At 50.2% G+C, this 13,471-nt stretch carries 10 protein-coding genes; 8 read left to right on the top strand and 2 right to left on the bottom strand.

Annotated elements, in window-relative coordinates:
* Nucleotide 1: 1 nt before the first annotated feature.
* The 8 genes from OSQ85_RS00295 to OSQ85_RS00260 all read left to right on the top strand — a co-directional run bounded on the left by OSQ85_RS00295 (nucleotide 2) and on the right by OSQ85_RS00260 (nucleotide 12,075).
* A complete protein-coding gene (locus tag OSQ85_RS00295; RefSeq protein ID WP_265820632.1) occupies nucleotides 2–2,500 on the top strand; it encodes a sugar phosphate nucleotidyltransferase in 2,499 nt (832 codons plus the stop codon).
* A gap of 2 nt (nucleotides 2,501–2,502) precedes the next feature.
* On the top strand, nucleotides 2,503–4,602 hold the full coding sequence (locus OSQ85_RS00290; RefSeq protein ID WP_265820631.1) for a glycoside hydrolase family 57 protein: 2,100 nt from the start codon (nucleotides 2,503–2,505) through the stop codon (nucleotides 4,600–4,602).
* A 97-nt stretch (nucleotides 4,603–4,699) separates the two neighbouring features.
* Nucleotides 4,700–6,715, top strand: a complete 2,016-nt coding sequence (locus OSQ85_RS00285; RefSeq protein WP_265820630.1) for an alpha-amylase/4-alpha-glucanotransferase domain-containing protein — start codon at nucleotides 4,700–4,702, stop codon at nucleotides 6,713–6,715.
* A gap of 69 nt (nucleotides 6,716–6,784) precedes the next feature.
* Nucleotides 6,785–7,828, top strand: a complete 1,044-nt coding sequence (galT, locus tag OSQ85_RS00280) for a galactose-1-phosphate uridylyltransferase (protein ID WP_265820629.1) — start codon at nucleotides 6,785–6,787, stop codon at nucleotides 7,826–7,828.
* Nucleotides 7,825–9,237, top strand: coding sequence for a glycogen synthase (locus OSQ85_RS00275; RefSeq protein ID WP_265820628.1), 1,413 nt, complete (start codon nucleotides 7,825–7,827; stop codon nucleotides 9,235–9,237). Before galT ends, OSQ85_RS00275 begins: the two co-directional genes overlap by 4 nt.
* A 2-nt stretch (nucleotides 9,238–9,239) precedes the next feature.
* Nucleotides 9,240–9,968, top strand: a complete 729-nt coding sequence (locus OSQ85_RS00270) for a DUF4912 domain-containing protein (RefSeq protein ID WP_265820626.1) — start codon at nucleotides 9,240–9,242, stop codon at nucleotides 9,966–9,968.
* Nucleotides 9,968–11,542, top strand: a complete 1,575-nt coding sequence (locus tag OSQ85_RS00265; RefSeq protein WP_265820625.1) for a glycoside hydrolase family 57 protein — start codon at nucleotides 9,968–9,970, stop codon at nucleotides 11,540–11,542. The genes OSQ85_RS00270 and OSQ85_RS00265 overlap by 1 nt, the downstream gene beginning before the upstream one ends.
* A gap of 17 nt (nucleotides 11,543–11,559) precedes the next feature.
* A complete protein-coding gene (locus OSQ85_RS00260; RefSeq protein ID WP_265820624.1) occupies nucleotides 11,560–12,075 on the top strand; it encodes a ferritin in 516 nt (171 codons plus the stop codon).
* 240 nt (nucleotides 12,076–12,315) lie between these two features.
* Here the strand turns inward: OSQ85_RS00260 and OSQ85_RS00255 are convergent, their stop codons facing one another.
* Both OSQ85_RS00255 and OSQ85_RS00250 read right to left on the bottom strand, forming a co-directional pair.
* On the bottom strand, nucleotides 12,316–12,798 hold the full coding sequence (locus OSQ85_RS00255) for a DsrE family protein (RefSeq protein WP_265820623.1): 483 nt from the start codon (nucleotides 12,796–12,798) through the stop codon (nucleotides 12,316–12,318).
* 41 nt (nucleotides 12,799–12,839) lie between these two features.
* Nucleotides 12,840–13,454 (bottom strand): DNA-3-methyladenine glycosylase, encoded by a 615-nt coding sequence (locus OSQ85_RS00250; protein WP_265820622.1) that lies wholly within the window; start codon nucleotides 13,452–13,454, stop codon nucleotides 12,840–12,842.
* Nucleotides 13,455–13,471: the final 17 nt, after the last annotated feature.

Raw genomic sequence — 13,471 nt, 5'->3', positions numbered from 1 at the left:
AATGAAAGCAGTGGTTATGGCCGGCGGATTCGGAACAAGGATTCAGCCTCTTACATCCAGCGTTCCGAAGCCTATGATTCCGGTTATGAACAAACCTATGATGGAGTACATTATCGACTCCCTGAAAAACGCAGGGATTGTGGATATTGTAATCCTACTTTATTTCAAGCCCGAAGTTATCAAAAGCTATTTCGGCGACGGCAGCAGCAAAGGGGTGAACATCCGCTATGTTCAGCCGGATGATGATTACGGAACAGCGGGAGCGGTCAAAAAGGCCGAAGCGTATCTTGATGAGCGGTTCATAGTAATGAGCGGTGACCTCATTACTGATTTCAGCATACAGGAGATAATAGGCTACCACGACTTCAAAGAGTCCAAAGCCACCATAACCCTTACCTCCGTGCCCGATCCTCTCCAGTTCGGCGTGGTGATAACAGACAAGGAAGGGCAGATAGTCCGTTTTCTGGAAAAACCGGGCTGGGGTGAGGTTTTCAGCGATACAATAAACACCGGCATATATGTTTTTGAGCCGGAAGTTCTGAAATACATACCTGAGAACAGCAACTTCGACTTCTCAAAGGATCTCTTCCCCAAGCTGATGGCAGGCGGAACGAAGATTTACGGCTACAACGCCAAGGGCTACTGGCGTGATGTGGGCAACCCCGATTCCTACCGTGCCGCATTGCAGGACATTCTTGCGGGCGAAGTGGAGCTGCCTCTGGCGGGAACGCCGAATGAGCAGGACAACGGAATCTGCTACATGGGCACAGATGTGGAAGTGGGCGAAGGCGCGGTTTTCGAGGGGCTTGTTCTTCTCGGTGATGGCTGCGTCATAGGCAAAAACGCCAAAATCAAGGACACCGTAATAGGCAGAGGATGCACCATCGGAGACGATACATCAGTTGAGTCATCCATACTGTGGGAAAATGTTGAAACAGGTTACGCCTGCAATATAAAGAACGCCGTTCTCTGCAACGGGGTAAAGCTCGGCAAAAAGGTTCTGGGGGAAAGCGGCTTCATAATCGCTCAGGATACTGAGGTAGGCAACTACGTAATATTCGAGAAGGATGTTATGGTGTGGCCTAACAAGCAGATAGAGGAAAGCTCAATAGTGAGCAGCAACCTTATCTGGGGTGATAAATGGAAGAAATCCATATTCGAAGGGGGGAAGGTTTCCGCCCGTACAAATGTGGAGATGAGCCCCGAACTGGCGGCCAAACTCGGCTCCGCCTTCGGCAGTCAGCTTCCCGCGGGTTCCCGTGTGCTTCTCAGCCGTGACTATCACAGAGGTTCACGCATGCTTAAGCGCTGCTTCCTCGGCGGTCTGCTCTCAACAGGGGTAAACGCAACAGATGTGCGCATGTCCCCCGTACCGGTGATGACGCACAAGCTCTCCACCTTCGGGGAGGTTGCGGGCGTGTATTTCCGTCAGTCACAGACCGATTCCACCCACACAGAGATTCTGTTCTTTGATGAGCACGGAAGCCCCATCGACTCCAACTTTGAGAAAAATATAGAGCGCGTCTTCTTCCGCGAGAACTTCCGCCGCGCCTCCCACGAGGAGATAGGCGAAATATACGAGCAGCCCATGGTGAAGGAGTTCTACCGGGAAAGCTTCATGCGCAACATAGACATATCCCTTGTGAAAACCCGCAGGTTCAAGCTTGTTGTGGATCTTATGAACGGCACAACGGATAACGTCTACCCCGAAATCCTCAACAAAACAGGCACGGATTCGGTAATCCTCAACGCATATCAGGACGAGAAGAAGCTCTCCAAAACCATCCACCAGCTTGCCACATCCATCAGGGAAGTGTCAGAGATTGTGAAGGTTATGGAGGCCGACCTCGGCTTTGTAATATATCCGCACGGCGAGAGGCTGAACATAATCACCAACGAGGGGAAAAGCTTCCGCTCCGACAGGGCGCTGATGTTCATCCTGAAGCTTATGGATCTCACAGCAAAGAAGAAGAACAGGGTGTACCTGCCCGCTTATGCTCCCACTGTGCTTGATAAGGAGCTCAGAAATGTGGAGATAGTAAGGGGAAAGATCGCAGGGCTCAAGAGCGAGTATCTGCGTAACTTTGACTTTGTGGGGAACCTCAGTAATAACTATATGTTCACCGACAACGGAACCAACACCGACTCGATGTTTGCCTCCATCAAAATCCTTGAACTGCTGGCGAAGGTCAGCTTAAGCGTTTCGGATATTATGAAGCTTATCCCCACATACTACTTCGTGCATAATGTGATCAACTGCCCGCTTGAACTCAAGGGCTTCCTGATGCGCAAGATGAGCGAGGAGGCGATGGATAAGGAGGCCTCTTTCCTTGACGGAATAAAAATACTCCTCGGTGCGAGAGGCTGGGTGCATATGGTTCCTGATCAGTATTCGGCAAATGTGCATGTGTATGTGGAGTCCATGTCCGAGGCGGACGGCAAGGCGCTTCAGGATGAATACATAGATAAAATTCAGTCATGGCTGGAGGAACAGGCCTGAGTATGAAGAAACTGAATCTCGCTTTTTTATGGCATATGCACCAGCCCTTCTACAAGGACGGGCAGGACGGAACATACCACATGCCGTGGGTGTTCCTGCACGCCGTGAAGGATTACTACGAGATTCCCGCCTACCTGAAAGAATATAAGGGGATAAGGCAGACCTTTAACCTTGTCCCCTCTCTTCTTGTCCAGCTTAAGGACTATGAAGATATAAATGTTGATGACCTTTTTTTCAGAACCATGCTGAAAAAGCCCTCCGAACTCACATCGGAGGAGAGATGCGGGCTTGTGCCGCAGCTTTTCATGGCAAACTTCGCCAACATGATCGCCCCTTTCCGGAGGTATGCGGAACTGTACAGCAAAAACAGCCGCAGCGGCATGTTTGAGAACACGGAAAGGCTGTTCAGTGATGCGGAGATACTGGACTTGCAGGTGCTTTACCTGCTCAGTTGGACAGGGAACTTCTTCCGCAGGGAATACCCGCTCATTGAAAACCTTATCGCAAAAGGGAAAGGCTACACTCAGGAAGATAAAATCAGCCTGATGGAAACCCTGTGCGAAGCGGTGAAGCGGATCATCCCTCTTTACAGGGAACTGCAGGATGCGGGGAGCATAGAAGTTTCCGCCACTCCGTTTTACCACCCCATACTGCCCCTGCTCATAGATCTGGATTCCGCCAAGGAAGCCCTGCCGGAGATACCCATGCCCGCCGCCTTCGGCGATTTCGGACGTGACCCTCAGTGGCATGTGGAAGCGGCAGTGAAATATTATGAAGATGTTTTCGGCAGCAGACCTTCCGGTATGTGGCCGGCGGAAGGGAGCATCAGCGGGCGGGCGGCGGAGCTTTTTTCCGCTAACGGAGTAAAATGGATAGCCAGTGACGAAGATGTTCTGGCGGGTTCATCAGGGCTGAATTTCTCCGTTTCGGCGGAGAGGAAAAAGCTCTACCGCAGGCATTATTACGAAACAGCAAGCGGGAAGATAAATATATTCTTCCGTGACAAAATATTAAGCGATCTGATCGGCTTCACCTACAGCGGTATGGATGCGGCAAAAGCAGCGGACGACTTTGTGGCGAAGCTTAAGGTTATATACGATTCTGTGGATGAATCCTGTGTAGTTCCTGTGATTCTGGACGGGGAAAACGCATGGGAATACTACCCCGAAAACGGAGAGAAGTTCTTCCGTGCCCTCTATGAGCGGATTGGGCGTGAAAAATGGATAAACACCGTAACCATGTCTGAGGCTGCGGAACTTGCTGATGTGCCGCAGGCAGAGCTTGATAAAATCCGTGCAGGCTCATGGATATACGGCAACTTTACCACATGGCTCGGTCACAGGGAAAAGAACGAGGCATGGAGGCTGCTCAATGCGGCAAGACAGACCGTTGACAGGATGCAGGATACGGATAAAAAAGAAAAAGCAATGAACGAGATACACATCGCCGAAGGGAGCGACTGGTTCTGGTGGTTCGGCGATGACCATTTCAGCCTTCAGGCGGATGTGTTCGACAAGCTGTTCAGGGGGTATCTGATCAATGCGTACAGAATCCTCGGAACCGGCATACCGCAGGAGCTTTATATCCCCATAAAACGTTCCTACAAATCGGGGCTTATAAGAAAACCGAAGTATTTTCTCACTGCCGTTCCGGACGGCGAGGTGACAAGCTTTTTCGAATGGCTCAGCGCAGGGGAGTTTGATCTCAAGTTTGACTCAGGGGCTATGCACGCCTCATCAAATGTGCTCCGCAGACTTTTCTTCGGGTATGATGCGGAAAATTTGTACCTGCGAATAGAAGGCGCCTTTAACGGAGCGATGGACAAGGGCTATGAGATAGAGACAGAGGTAACGGGGAGCAGCCCTGCCAAGTTCCGCATCCCCCTGAAAACAGGAAGAGGGGAAAACGGCGGCGGCATAAAATGGGGCATAAACCGCATAGCGGAAATTGCCCTGCCGCACAGAAATATGCCCGACAACACCGGAAGGCTTTATATAATATTCCGCCTGCTTAAGGACGGCGAGGCGGTGGAACGCGCACCGCAGTATAATATGGTCGAGGTCGATCTCTCCGATAACTTCGGTGACGACTGGATAGTATAAATATTTTTGCGAAGCGGGTTAAAAGTTTTTGAAATATTTTTTTGGGAAACCTTAATCTGCTCCGCATGTGTAGCATAAACAAACAGGAAGAATAATTATGAAGATGCCGTTTCTTTTCGGAATACACTGCCACCAGCCGGTGGGGAATTTCAGCCATGTTGTGGACGAGGCTGTGGAGCGCTGCTATGCGCCTTTTATGGAGGCGGCGCTGCTTTATCCGCAGTTCCGCTTCGCGGTTCATTACAGCGGTTGGCTGCTTGATTACATCAGGCAGCACCACAAGGGCGTTTTCGGCAGTATGAAGAAGCTGGCGGATAATAACCAGATAGAGTTTTTCACCGGCGGGTATTACGAGCCCGTGCTTTCAGCCATCCCCTCGCAGGACAGAAGGGGGCAGATAGAGAAGCTCAGCAGCTACATTAACAACCACTTCGGGCAGATGCCGGACGGCCTCTGGCTCACTGAGCGTGTCTGGGACCCGGCGATTATCACTGATGTCACAGAAGTCGGTGTGCGGAATATGATTGTGGATGACTATCACTTCATTTCCGCAGGGTATTATAAAGAGATGCTGAACGGCTACTACATATCCGAGCAGGACGGCAGGAGGGTAAACCTCTTCCCTATAGATAAGAATCTGCGCTACCTCATTCCGTTTAAGGAGGAGGCGGCTATAGCGGAGTATCTGGAAAAAACCGCGGACAGCGGCGGGAAATGCTCTGTGATATTCGATGACGGCGAGAAGTTCGGCGTATGGCCTCACACCTATGAATGGGTGTATGAAGATGGCTGGCTGGAAAGGTTCCTTGATGTGGTTATCTCATCAGGTAAATGCGAGTTCGCGTTCTTCGGCGAAACCGCCGACAGGGTGAAGCCTGCGGGGCTTGCGTATCTGCCGATAACCTCATACCATGAAATGGGGGAATGGTCGCTCTTTGCAGGCAGGATAGAGGAGATGGAGAAGCTTCAGGAGCACCTTAGGGAAGAGTGGCAGGATGAAGCTGCGGAGGTTTTCGTTAAGGGGGGCATATGGAAAAATTTCTTTGCCAAGTACCCGGAAAGCAACCGTATTCATAAACGCGCACTGAGGCTAAGCACCTATGCGGCAGAGATGCAGGACGAAGCGCTGACTGAGGCTCTTTACAAGGCGCAGTGCAATGATGCCCTGTGGCACGGCATATTCGGCGGGCTTTACCTGCCGAACCTGCGCAACAACTCATGGAGCTTCATAATCGAGGCGGAGAAGGAGTATGAGCGCCTTGCGGGAAATCTTCCTATGGTGGAGACCGCTGATCTGGATTATGACGGCTATGACGATGCCTATGTCCGTATGAGTCTGTTTAACGCCAGCTTCACCTCAAGGGACTGCGGGCAGATGACCACCCTTGAGCTTAAACGAAATAACGTTAACCTTATCAATACAATATCCAGAAGAAAAGAGGCGTACCACGCCATGCTTCTGAAAGAAAAAAACGAGGATGAACAGAAAAGCGGCATATCCACCATACATGATCTTAATGTGGAAATAACGGACGAGATGAAAGCCATGCTCGTTTATGACTGGTACAACAAAAACTCGTTCATAGATCACGTAGTGTCTGAATTTGAGGCAGAGAAGTTTGCCTCATGCTCCTTTGCGGAGCTTTCGGACTTTACAAACCAGCCTGCGGAGATGACTGCGGAGGCGGATTCTCTCACTTTTAGGCGCAAAGGCGGCATATACCACAGCGGCGTGACATACAATGCGGAGATAATAAAGAGATACAGCTTCACAGATGAAGCAGTGGAGTTTGAGACGGAGCTTGTGACAGAGTGCCCGGCGGAGCTGACTTACGTCTGCGAGATGAACTTCCACCTCTGGGACATGACGGGTATCACCGTGAACGGTGAAGAGTGCGGCATGTGCCATAAGGGCGGTTCGTTTGAAATAACCGACGGAATCACAGGCAGAATAATCCTTGAGACTGATGCGGGAAGTGCCGCCTCTGATATTTTCTCCACTGTTTCCCAGTCGGAGAAAGGCGTTGATCTCACTGCGCAGGGAGTTTCCCTGTTTATCCCTGTCAGGTTTAAGGGCAGGGCGGGCTTCGCAGGAAGACTCAGGGCGGAATGATCGGTTGATCGCCTGAAAGTACAGGTATATTATTATATTCATACGGTTTGAATAATAAAAGGGAGCAAAATGTCGGAACTCAGGTTTGACCCTGTTAAACAGAAATGGAGCGTAATCGCCACCGAACGCAGCCGCAGACCCCACGATTTCCTCGTGGAGCGTCAGGAGTACGCTCAGGGCGAAAAAACTCATATAAACTGCCCCTTCTGCTACGGAAATGAGGTTCACACCCCCCATGAAATTTACGCCATGCGCGCATTCGGCAAAAAGAACGATGCCAACTGGCTCACCCGTGTTGTCCCCAACAAGTACCCCGCCTTCGGCATTGAGGGTGAGCTTAAAAGGAGCGGCAGCGGGATATACGACACAGTGACAGGAATAGGCGCACACGAAGTCATAATAGACACCCCCGTGCACTCCATGCGCCTTAAAACTTACGACAGAATGACCGTTTACAACCTGTTTTACACATTCAGGGAGCGGGTGCGGGATCTCTCAAACGATACAAGGTTCCGCTACATAATGCCTTTTAAAAACTACGGACTCGGCTTCGGAACCAGCATCACCCATCCGCATTCGCAGGTGATAGCGCTCCCTGTTGTGCCGAACATTCTCAAAACCAAGCTGAAAAGCGCCAAGGAGCACTACAGGCGAAAGGAGCGCTGCATCTTCTGTGACATACTTGAGCAGGAGCACAAGGATAACAGCCGCATAGTGTACGAGAATCAGGACTTCATCGCCTTCTGCCCCTATGCCTCAAGCTTCCCGTTTGAACTGTCCATCTATCCCAGACAGCACGGGCACAGCTTCGCAGTGATCACCGAGAGCGGGCTGACCAGCCTCGCTGACATGATAACGGAGATTTTCCACAGGCTGGACAAGGTGCTGGAAGACCCGCCGCTGAATATGGTTATACATACCTCGCCCCCGCTGAATTACCGTCCGGGCAAGCCGGACTTCTGGCACAGCATAAAGTTTGATTACCACTGGCATATAGAAATAGCGCCCAGACTCACAGGCTACGCCGGTTTTGAGTGGGGGACAGGCTTCCACATCAATCCCGTTCGTCCCGAAGAGGCGGCGGAATACCTCAGGCAGGCGGGGGGCGTATGAACATAGTGCATATCACAGGCGAAGCAGCCCCCTTTGTACAGACAGGCGGTCTTGGAACCTTCGTTGAGAAACTGGCCGCCGCACAGGCCGCAGCCGGGCACATTGTGCGGGTCTGCATTCCGCTTTATCTGCTCACCGAGAGGGACGCAGGGGAGATAAGGGACACTGAGGTAAGGATAAACGTCAGCGCAGGGGACAGGGAATATGAGTTTGCAGTGCATTCCGCGCTTGTTTCCGGCGTTGAGTATCTGTTTTTTGCCAATCCGGAGCTTTTCAGCAGGGGCGGCATATACGGCTCAGGCGATTTTGACTACTCCGACAATGATCTCAGGTATGCGGCTTTTTCTCAGGCGTGCCTGTTTTACTTTGCGGGCGGCTGCTCATCACCGGATATTCTCCACTGCCATGACTGGCAGGCGGGGCTTGTGCCTCTTTACAATTCCCTGCTTTTCAGGGATATGAAATGGAAAACGGTTTTCACAGTGCACGATGTCCAGTGTCAGGGGCTTTTCCAGCGGATGGATCTTGAAGAACTCAACCTTCCGTGGGAAGTGTACGACATTGAGGGAATAGAGTTTTACGGACAGATAAGCTTCCTCAAAGCGGGGATAGTTTACTCTGACTTCATAACAACCGTAAGCCCCGCCTATGCGCGGGACATACAGACCGAAGGCTTCGCCGGGGGGATGGAAGGTGTTATGACAAAATATTCATACAAGTTGAAAGGAATCCTCAACGGAATAGATTATAATGTATGGAACCCCGGTAATGACTGCTATGTTTCATGCAGAATAGGCAACGGGAAAAACTGGAAAAAAGAATGCAAAAAGGAGCTGGCAAAGGATTTCGGCATAAATCCGGACAGACCTCTTTTTGTTATGATAGGCAGGATGAGCAACAGGAAAGGGCTGGAGCTTGTGCTGGACGCAGCGCCTGATCTTGCGCAGAAGGAGGCCGATTTTTTCATACTCGGCCACGGCGACAAGATGTATGTGCGTATTATAAAGAAGCTGGCCGGAAGTTTCGGCAATTTCTTTATACATACCAGATATGACCATGCGCTGGCGCACAGGCTTTTTGCCGCGGCGGACTTTATACTGGCTCCGTCCGTGTATGAACCTTTCGGTTCGTCCCACCTCATAGGAACACGTTACGGCGCAGTGCCCCTTGTCAACCCCGCAGGCGGGGTGGAGGACACTGTTAAATATTTTGCCGAGAACGGCTGCGCGCTGGTGATGAAGGAATACACTGTGGCGGAACTGTTAAACAAGGTTGATGAAGCTATAAAGATGTACAGCACGGGCGATTTAACGCAGAAGGTTATGGAATCCTCATGTTGCGCTGATTTTTCATGGGAGAGAGCAGCGGCACAGTACCTCGAAATTTATCTGTCACCGGACGGAGGATGAACATGAATCTCTCTGAAATGAGTAAGAAAGAGCTTTACAGGCTTGCTGTGGAGCTCAATGTGGAAAACAGGTCAAAAATGACCAGAGAAGAGCTGGCAGCGGCTCTCACTGCGGCTATGTCCGAACAGAAAGTTTATTCCAGTACGGAGCAGCATAAGGCTGAGGTGGCTCACTCCATGCCTGAGAAGGTGCGCCCTGCCGAATATCCCATACCGAACAGGTATCAGATAGACACTGCGGTTCTTCTTCCCATAAACCCCCGCAAGGAATATGTTTACTGGGAAGTTTCGGATAATACCGTAAACCGTTTCAGGACGGAGCACGGCAGCCCGGATGCGGCATTTGTACTGAAAATCTTCGGCAGCACCAGCGGGGAAGATTCGGAAGAGCTTGCCAGTGTCCGCGTGGGCAGGTACGGCAACTGGTTTTTTGACCTTTATGTGCCGGAGAGGCTGATCTGGGCTGAAATAGGGCTGATGGACAATAAGGGCAACTACTTTGCCGTGGCGCATTCACGCAAGGTACGTATGCCGTCTGATAAAATAAGCGAAATTATTGATGAGGAAACCTGGATGACAGTTGGGGAAAAAATTGAGGACATATACCGTCTTTCCGGTGTGAACGAGCTTGACTCGTCCGTTCCGGGAAGCGTTCGTATATTTCAGGAGGCGATGAGATTTCTTGAGAAATCCGTATCCTCCGGCGAAACAGCAAAAAGAGAGGGAAGATAATGTCCGGCTGCTGGATGTTGGTTCTTCACTCGCACCTTCCCTTTGTGAAGCATCCTGAATTTGATTACTTTCTGGAAGAGCACTGGCTGTACGAGGCGATAAGCGAAACATATCTGCCTCTTTTGATGAACATGAAAAAGCTTGAAGAGGAAGGAGTTCCGTTTCGTATTACCGTTTCGGTGACTCCGCCTCTGGCCGATATGCTTTCGGATACCATGCTTATGCAGAGGTTCGAGAAATATCTGGACAGGCTTATAGAGCTTGCAAACAAAGAAAAAGAGAGAACCGCACACGACCGCACACAGAACCGTGTTGCGTGGATGTATCTTGAGCGCTTTGAGCGGCTTAAGGAGTTTTACACAGGCTTTTTAGGCAGGAGCGTGCTGAACGGCTACCGTTATTTTATGAATAAAGGCAGTCTGGAGATAATCACCTGCGGGTTCACCCACGGTTTTCTGCCGCTGATGAACGGCGACAATGCGGTTCGCGCGCAGATTGAGCTTGCGGTTAAAAGCCATGAAAAGAAATTCGGCACACCGCCCAAGGGGATATGGCTGCCGGAATGCGCCTATTACGCCGGACTTGAGAAAATTCTCTCCGATTACGGCATAAGATATTTCTTCGTTGATACACACGGGGTTCTCTACTCCAAACCCAGACCGCGTTACGGCGTGTACGCTCCCGTATACACATCAAACGGAGTGGCCGCCTTCGGGCGTGACTATTATTCCTCAAAGCAGGTCTGGAGCAGCAAGGAAGGCTACCCCGGAGACACATGCTACAGGGATTTTTACCGTGACATAGGCTACGATCTGGACGCGGAATATATTGCGCCTTACATAAGCCCAGACGGAACAAGGGTTTTTACGGGCATGAAGTATCATAAAATAACCGGAAGCAGTGAGCACAAGGAGATCTACGAACCCGAAGCGGCAAAGAGCAAAACAGCGGAACACGCTGCCCACTTTGTTGCGGAGAGGGAGAAGCAGATAAAAGAACTCAACGGCGTAATGGACAGAAAGCCTCTGGTGGTTTCGCCTTACGATGCGGAGCTTTTCGGCCACTGGTGGTTTGAGGGGCCCGATTTTCTCGCAAATGTTTTCCGTGAGATAGATAAAAACCCTGAAATAACCGCCGTAACCCCTATGGAGTATCTTGCGGAGTTTCCCACCAACCAGATGGTTGAGGTGAATCCGTCCTCATGGGGTGACAAGGGCTATTATGATGTGTGGCTTAATAACGGAAACGAGTGGATTTACCGCCACCTGCATTTCATGGCGGATGCAATGGTCAGCCTTGCCAGAAAACACAGCAGCACAAAGGAAGACTTCATCAACCGTGCGCTGAACCAGATGACAAGAGAGCTTTTTCTGGCGCAAAGCAGCGACTGGGCTTTCCTTATGACCACGGAAACAGCCACTGAGTACTCAACAAGAAGAACAAAGGAACATATACATAATTTTCTCAGGCTCAGGGAACTTGTGGACAACAGGGATTTCGATTATGATTTCCTCACGAAGCTTGAAACAAAAAACAGTATATTTCCCGAAATAGATTTCAGGGTATATGCCTGAACAAAACGGAGGAAACCATGATTTCCAAGAAAATGGAAAAAGCGCTGAACGAACAGCTTAACTTTGAAATGTATTCGGCTTATGTTTACCTTGCCATGAGCGCCCACTGTGAAAGCAAGGGGCTCAAGGGCTTCGCCAACTGGTTTAATGTGCAGTATCAGGAAGAGATGATGCACGCCATGAAGTTTTATAACTTCATACTTGACCAGAGTGCGGAAGTGGAGCTTGAGGCCATAAAAAAACCTAAAAAAGATTACGATACGCTTCTTTCGATCTTCGAGGAGACTCTTGTCCATGAAAGGGAAGTTACGAAAAGGATATACAAGCTCGTTGACCTTGCCCTTGACGAAAGAGACCACGGAACAAATGCATTTCTTCAGTGGTTTGTGACCGAGCAGATTGAGGAGGAGTCATCCGTTAACCAGATTATAGATAAGCTTAAACTTGTTCAGGGCAACGGCAACGGCATATTCCTTCTGGATGCCGAGCTTGCCACGAGGGTTTTCACTCCTCCTGCCGCTGCAACAGCTTAATAAATTTAGAGCCTCCCTCCGGGGAGGGGGCAGACTGATGACAAAGACATTAGCCGGCTCTGTTCATATAAAATCCCCCTCCTGTCCCCCTTTGCAAAGGGGGAAGCTATTGCTGTTAAAAGCAAAACACCCTCCTTTCTTAAAGGAGGGCTGGGGAAGGATTTATGCAACTTTTTCCCTTTTAAAAGGACTTTATCAACAAATTGAGCCTCCCTTCGGGGAGGCTTTTTGTATTAAGCGTCAGTCCATCGGCAGCAGGGCGTAGCCTTTGTTCTGGTACGCCGCAAGGCTGATATAGCCGTTTTTCACTATCTCCACGCCGCTTATGATATTTGCTGAGTCTATCTTCATGTACGCCAGCGAAAGGCCGCACTGCTGAAAGCGCACTCCCATATCCCTGAGTTCGTTTATCCGCTTGTGCATTATTTTCTTGAGGCCTGTGTCCATGCTGCTGATATATTTGTCCGACTCTGTCATAAAGGCGGATGCGTCACCCCTGATGATTACTATGAATAAGGGTTTCACACCTTCGCTCTTTAAGTTTTCAATGGTTTTTCTTATGGCGACAAGGCGGAGATCCAGAAGGTTTGCCTTGCCCTGATTCAAATCAATAACTGCCCTGACCGTAGTGAGACCTGAAAGCGAGTCGGAGTGGCTTTCCTCTGCGTATGCGGCATATGCAGCAAACAGCGTAAGGAGAACCGCGACCAGAATTTTTTTCATACTTCCACCGCAGATTCTTTTTGAAGACATTATACCAGATTTTATGGATTTTTTAGCGGTTTTGTGCAGAAATTCATATATTTTACATCTATATATCTATAGGGCAGGTGCTCATCACGCCCTTCCGGAATGCCGAGGCGCGGGGCTTGGGCTATCTTTTCCGGCCTGTAGCCCGTATCCGCCATGAAGAAGCTTTCGTCAAATGTTTTTGCGTCATACTGCGGAACCTTCAATGCCAGTGAGCTGCATATAAGGGTCTGCCCGCTGCACAGTTTTCCGGTTTCCCGCTCCCGCCCGTCGCTTTTGAAGGGGTTGAGCTTTTTCATCATGCGTATCATCTCCGCATCATCCCCGTAAGGATAGCCGGATTTTATCAGCACTGCATTTCCTTCCCCGTGACAGCTCATGTTCAGCGAGTCCCCGCCGCGGGCATAGTACATATATATTGTTCCGGCGGGCATGAACAGCGCCTTGCGCTTTTCGGTGTAGCCGAGGGAGGCGTGGCTTCCCTTTTCATGCAGGTAGTAACTTTCGGTCTCGATAATCTGCGCCCTGAGCCATATGCCCTCATAGAGGCGGAATATCACCTTCCCCAGAAGATCACGGGCTACTTCGCACGGCGTACGGTCAAAGAACGATTCTTCAAGCTTTTTCATAAGGATGATGATAGCGG

The sequence above is a fragment of the Geovibrio ferrireducens genome, from assembly GCF_026226615.1.
Lineage (GTDB): Bacteria > Chrysiogenota > Deferribacteres > Deferribacterales > Geovibrionaceae > Geovibrio > Geovibrio ferrireducens.
Note: the sequence above shows the minus strand (reverse complement) of the source record. Positions and strands in the feature narration are given on the sequence as shown.

Coding starts and splice junctions, on each gene's coding strand:
- OSQ85_RS00295 (WP_265820632.1), top strand. CDS start 2: ATGAAAGCAGTGGTTATGGCCGGCGGATTCGGAACAAGGATTCAGCCT.
- OSQ85_RS00290 (WP_265820631.1), top strand. CDS start 2,503: ATGAAGAAACTGAATCTCGCTTTTTTATGGCATATGCACCAGCCCTTC.
- OSQ85_RS00285 (WP_265820630.1), top strand. CDS start 4,700: ATGAAGATGCCGTTTCTTTTCGGAATACACTGCCACCAGCCGGTGGGG.
- galT (WP_265820629.1), top strand. CDS start 6,785: ATGTCGGAACTCAGGTTTGACCCTGTTAAACAGAAATGGAGCGTAATC.
- OSQ85_RS00275 (WP_265820628.1), top strand. CDS start 7,825: ATGAACATAGTGCATATCACAGGCGAAGCAGCCCCCTTTGTACAGACA.
- OSQ85_RS00270 (WP_265820626.1), top strand. CDS start 9,240: ATGAATCTCTCTGAAATGAGTAAGAAAGAGCTTTACAGGCTTGCTGTG.
- OSQ85_RS00265 (WP_265820625.1), top strand. CDS start 9,968: ATGTCCGGCTGCTGGATGTTGGTTCTTCACTCGCACCTTCCCTTTGTG.
- OSQ85_RS00260 (WP_265820624.1), top strand. CDS start 11,560: ATGATTTCCAAGAAAATGGAAAAAGCGCTGAACGAACAGCTTAACTTT.
- OSQ85_RS00255 (WP_265820623.1), bottom strand. CDS start 12,798: ATGAAAAAAATTCTGGTCGCGGTTCTCCTTACGCTGTTTGCTGCATAT.
- OSQ85_RS00250 (WP_265820622.1), bottom strand. CDS start 13,454: ATGAAAAAGCTTGAAGAATCGTTCTTTGACCGTACGCCGTGCGAAGTA.